2 protein-coding genes are annotated in these 4891 nt (G+C 43.7%); both read left to right on the forward strand.

The features are described 5' to 3' along the window. Window positions 1-195: hypothetical protein (locus KDK17_RS13135; protein ID WP_257288242.1), on the forward strand; the 195-nt coding region annotated here is incomplete at its 5' end. Then, window positions 192-4697 carry a hypothetical protein gene (locus tag KDK17_RS13140; protein ID WP_257288243.1) on the forward strand — a complete coding sequence of 1502 codons (4506 nt, stop codon included), beginning with the start codon at window positions 192-194 and terminating at the stop codon, window positions 4695-4697. The genes KDK17_RS13135 and KDK17_RS13140, both read left to right, overlap by 4 nt. The last annotated feature ends 194 nt before the right edge of the window (window positions 4698-4891 follow it).

Raw genomic sequence — 4891 nt, forward strand, 5'->3', positions numbered from 1 at the left:
AAAAAAAAGCCGAACAAAACGGCAAGAAAAGTGAACGAAGCAGTCACTCTGACGGCAGGAAAAGTGTTGACGATAACGAGCCACCACCGGACAGAAATCATCCAGTCACACCAGCAGACAGCGTCTCCTCGGCATCTTTGCTTGAACATCTATCTTATTTCTACAAAAAGTCCTGGCTTCGGCCTGAAAGAATGAGCCATATATCGGAATTTCTTTCAGAACAGCTGGATATCAAATCCAGGGAGCAATTTGAAACGTTTTACGGTCAATGCCAACTGCCCGATGATGAAGGTGAAACACTATACAACCAGATGCTTCGGGGTTTTGATCCGAAAAACTCTCAACACATGGTGCTGGCATCAAAAGCTCTGGAAAATTCTATAGAAGTCATTGTTCCTGATGCTCAAGGAGATCACTGCCATAGCTACCATGTTCGTACGCCTCAACAGCCTCTGAACAGTCTCGAAGATGCCTATGTCTTCCTGTTTTACGGGCATCACGCTGTAAAACTGTCTCATCACAGTGACAACTTCCTTTGGTCCACTCACTTCCTGACCAGCTCCCACTTAAATAAACAGGAAAGTGACTGGCTGAGAGACAGTCGATCTGAAAATGCTTTATGGGAACTGTTTCCACAGTGGCAAAAAGACATTTTGTTATACCGGGAAAATCTTCAATACAACGCCATAAATTCTGCCAGCGAAGAGCTACTGAAAAAGGCGTCCATAAAATCTGCCAGCGAAGGACTAAAACAGGCGTTTACTGCACCCGATAAATTCATGCAGGGGGAACAAGGACAAAACCTATTCAGTTTTTACAATACATTACGTCTTGCTTGTCACCCATTCGACGATAAAGAGAATCCTGATGGCACATTTTACATTAGTAAAAACGTTCTTGGAGCAGTGATTTTTTTCTGGCAAGACTCTGCCAGTAAATATATCCCCTTTATAGCTCCGGATCTCTCCATATCTTCAATAAACGACAAGATACAATCTATGGATGATCATTTAAAAAATTATTCCGAGGGCTCATTTTTAGTAAAAAAACAGGACATCCGCTATGTGATTCCTGCACTTGTGGTGCTTGCACCTGTTTTTAGAAAAACCTATACAGAAGCAGAGAGAGTTATATCTGGTACTGAAGATGCTCTTGTCTATGGTGGATTAGCCAGATGGCAACATCTTTCGTCTTCAGTTAAACCCACTGAACTTGGCAAGGTTCCTGTTACCAATGATATTGACCTGGCAGTTGAGGATATTACAAGTCTGGAAACCATATCAGCCTCGTTAGAGGAAAAGCTGAGAGACGCCCTGCCCGGCACCACCGTCAGACGCAACAACATTCACACCATAGTTTTAGCCAACCCAAAAGAATTACAGCGCAGAGGGCTACTGCACACCTTAAAGATCAATTGCTTTCCCGATACAAACAAAGGAAAAACAATGGGGTTCGCCCGTTGTAAGACAAAAAAATGGCGAATTTTGTCTATCGATATTTCTGCCGGTCCTGAAGGGTATTTCGATTTCATGCGTGTAGAACCTTTTGCCATAGGTTCCAAACTGCTTATGACAAACTTGCCTGCTCTGGTTGAAAAACTGCTGCAGGACATGCAACTTGATCAAACCAACCCAAGGATTGATTCAACACGACGGGTGCAAAATGCTCAAAATGTGTTAAAAATCTTGCTGGCGAGTGACACTGAGCAACAGGTTCAGGCCATTATTCAGCAGTCAGTCCTCAGCAGTTTTTCAGAATCATCCAGATTACCGGAATTTCTGCATCCATATATCAAGCCCCTGCCTGACAGTGAACAGGAAAGCAGTGTTAAGGCGAAAAATCCTGTGGGTGAGCAAAAAGGTATCGACCAACATGATAGAGCAGTTTCTACCGCTACTTACATTGAAGGTAAAGAGGCGATAACAGATGACTCAGATTTAGATTCCCATAAGAATAAACAGAAACGGATAAAAACGGTCAAGCCAGAAATAAGCGACATTGCAACTGCGCCAGTAAAGGTTGATATCAAATTAGAAGCAATCCCTGATGATCAAAGCTCTGCGGTAGCTCATCACAATAAGATCACAGCACCTGATTCGGCTGAATGCTCAAAAAAAGGAAACAAGAAAACCACCACCCAAAAGTCAGTCTTGAGTATAATCGATTTCGAAACGGCATTGACTCAATCCATAGAAATATCAAACTGGATTAGAGAAATGGATCATAACTTTCCGGGTGAGCTGAACAGGGCAATAAAGACACCACACTGCCAGAGCTCTGAAGAAAGCCCTGCGCCCGATGCAAAACTCGACACATTGCAAAATCAATTGGAGGATGGAAAAACAAAAACCCTGCAGATACTGGCTTGTTCCGGAGCTTCTGCAGATACATCCAGTGACCAACCAGTCATAACCATCAATCTGGCTAGCACCCTCGACAGTCGGCAGCGCACAGGGTTAGAACAGGCCGCTTATGAGAACCACTTCCCCTATGCCCAACTGGTTCAGGCGTTGTTCATTCTGAACCAAAAACTCCCGTCCGAAAAGGCGGAAGCACTTAAGATCTATGAAAAAGCATTCGAGCTACTTTTACCGGCAGCCATTGCTGGTATACCGCTTGCCTACCAATTATTAATTGGAATGCAATTGCACAACCACCATCCGGCGGGCTGGCCCCAGGTGGAACCGGTAAACCGACTGTTACGCAGCATGGCTTCCAGGGAGACAAGCTTAAGCCAGATAAAGATTGAAGGGGCATTGAATGAAGGGTTTCTCGAGCAGATCTACCAGGATGTGGATATCACCACCCTGACAAAGATTGAACAGGAGTTGGCCAAAGAGTCAGACCTCTCGGGCAGAGGCAAAGAGGTGAAGGCCATTCTCAATGCCCTGAGAGAACCCGATACCCGCTCTAAAGTAACAGCCCTTAAAGCAATCCGCTCCAGAAATCAGGAGCTGCAACAAACCATCGGGTCACTGATACTGATACTTGAGAGAAAAAAAGAACCAGCGGCCGGTCAGATTTACAGTGAACTTTGGTCGTACAGCCTCAACACTTTGCAAATTAAGGGCGCCTTGAAAAAAAAATCTCCGCTCATTGATATATCTTATTTCCCACACGTACTAGCCATGACTGACCTGAAAGCATTCATGGATACCGAGCGTACCGGACAATTGCTCGAAAATAATCAACCCAGATTCATAGCCTTTTGGAAAATGGGCTTTTGGGAAAGCTATCTCAAAGCTTCGTTGAGCAAAGACAGCAAAAATGAAAAGAAACTATTTGATGAGCATCATGACAAAATAAGCAATAAAGCCATTGAAAAGTCCAGACCCGACTTAATAAAAGACTGGATTCTTGCCAGGTCTTTGCTGCTTTCAAGGAATTTTATTCAAGTCAAAAAGTTTCCGGTTCCGGCTTCCCCCACTTCGGCGCAACTGACATCTGGAACCGATACCAATACTGAAAAAGAAAAAAGAACCATAAACACAACCAGACGACCAACAGAGCTAAGGCCACGCATCCGACCATCAACAGAACCATTCAATGAACGGGTACACAACCAGTATTTATTTCAACTGGATAACAATATTATTCAGGAAGTGGTCTTGATTCAGGAAAACCCGAATTTTTTTTTGCAACAGGTAGAAAAACACATCACTGCATTCAGAAAGACTTTACTGATCAATGGTGACCATGCAACAAACATACTGGGAATGGGTTATTACTATTTTCTGAAAGCACTGGCCATGATGGGAGCCAAAATGGCCGATGATAATAAAACGATTGAGTTGTCCCTAAGCCCGATAGTCAAACTCGTCGCCAAAAAGATAAAAGAGACTATTTTATTGTCTAAAAAACATTACTTCCCTTATGCCCCGATGCTCTTGCTGTTTTTTGAACAGGGTGTGGAAGAAAATTCTGCCAGCACATTAACAAATGCCAATTTCTCTGCATTCTCCGGGGTGTCACAGTCTATTGAGATTTTATTGGAATGGGACTCGAATCTATCGGTTCTGGCCGGAGTATTCCTCAAGTGGCTGGTGCTGCTTCCAAAGCCTTTCGAACTTAAACTGGCCTTTGATGCAGACACTTACGCGAAAAACCCGAAAAGCAAGATTCCGGGTAAGGTAACCCCTTCCATACGTCTACTTAGAAAGTTTCTGGAGCAGCTTCCGGTAGAAGGCTCTGATGGCGCCGTTGATGCTGTTTTGAATCAAATCGGCAAGACATTTACAAATGCCCGGCATCTGTCAAACGAACAACTTGAACAAGCGACAGCAACAGAGTATGCGCGAGCAGCTGGGTTAGGTAGCATAGCGGAGGCTGACGCTGTGACTGCGTGGAAGAAGCCGAAGGACGCGATTTTGGGACTGGAAGCCTTAATATTGGAAGGGACAGCGAAAGCAGATGCAGCAAAAACAGCATTAGCGAAAGCGGTACAGATATTGGAAAAGCATGAGACAGAGAACACGAAAGAAAAATTAAGATTGATACTGTATCTCGCTACTGGTCGAACAGAATTGATGAATTTTAGTGGTATGGATATATCCGTATATATCATTAGCTTTTCTATATTTGCCTTTGAATCAAAGTCAGAGATTTCCATATTGCTCCCTGGCTGGATTTTTTTCACTGGATATCAATCACTCCCGCCTTTCTTCTGGGAGAGAAAGAAAGGGCAGACTTCCACCTGAGACGTTATGGAAACCAAAATATTATTAAGTCATTAAGCAATTATCCAGTATCTACTCAACAAGAGTAACAGGAAATAACGCTTCTTCAACTTCAGGGCCATCATGACTGAACAAAAATTGGAGGTTATGGTGTACGGGGTTCATAAAAAAATGCTTTGCGATCAGTGCTGGCCACCCAGCCTGAGGGATATGCA

It is taken from the genome of Endozoicomonas sp. SESOKO2, from assembly GCF_024606245.1.
In the GTDB taxonomy this organism is placed as follows: domain Bacteria; phylum Pseudomonadota; class Gammaproteobacteria; order Pseudomonadales; family Endozoicomonadaceae; genus Endozoicomonas_A.

Coding starts and splice junctions, on each gene's coding strand:
- KDK17_RS13140 (WP_257288243.1), top strand. CDS start 192: ATGAGCCATATATCGGAATTTCTTTCAGAACAGCTGGATATCAAATCC.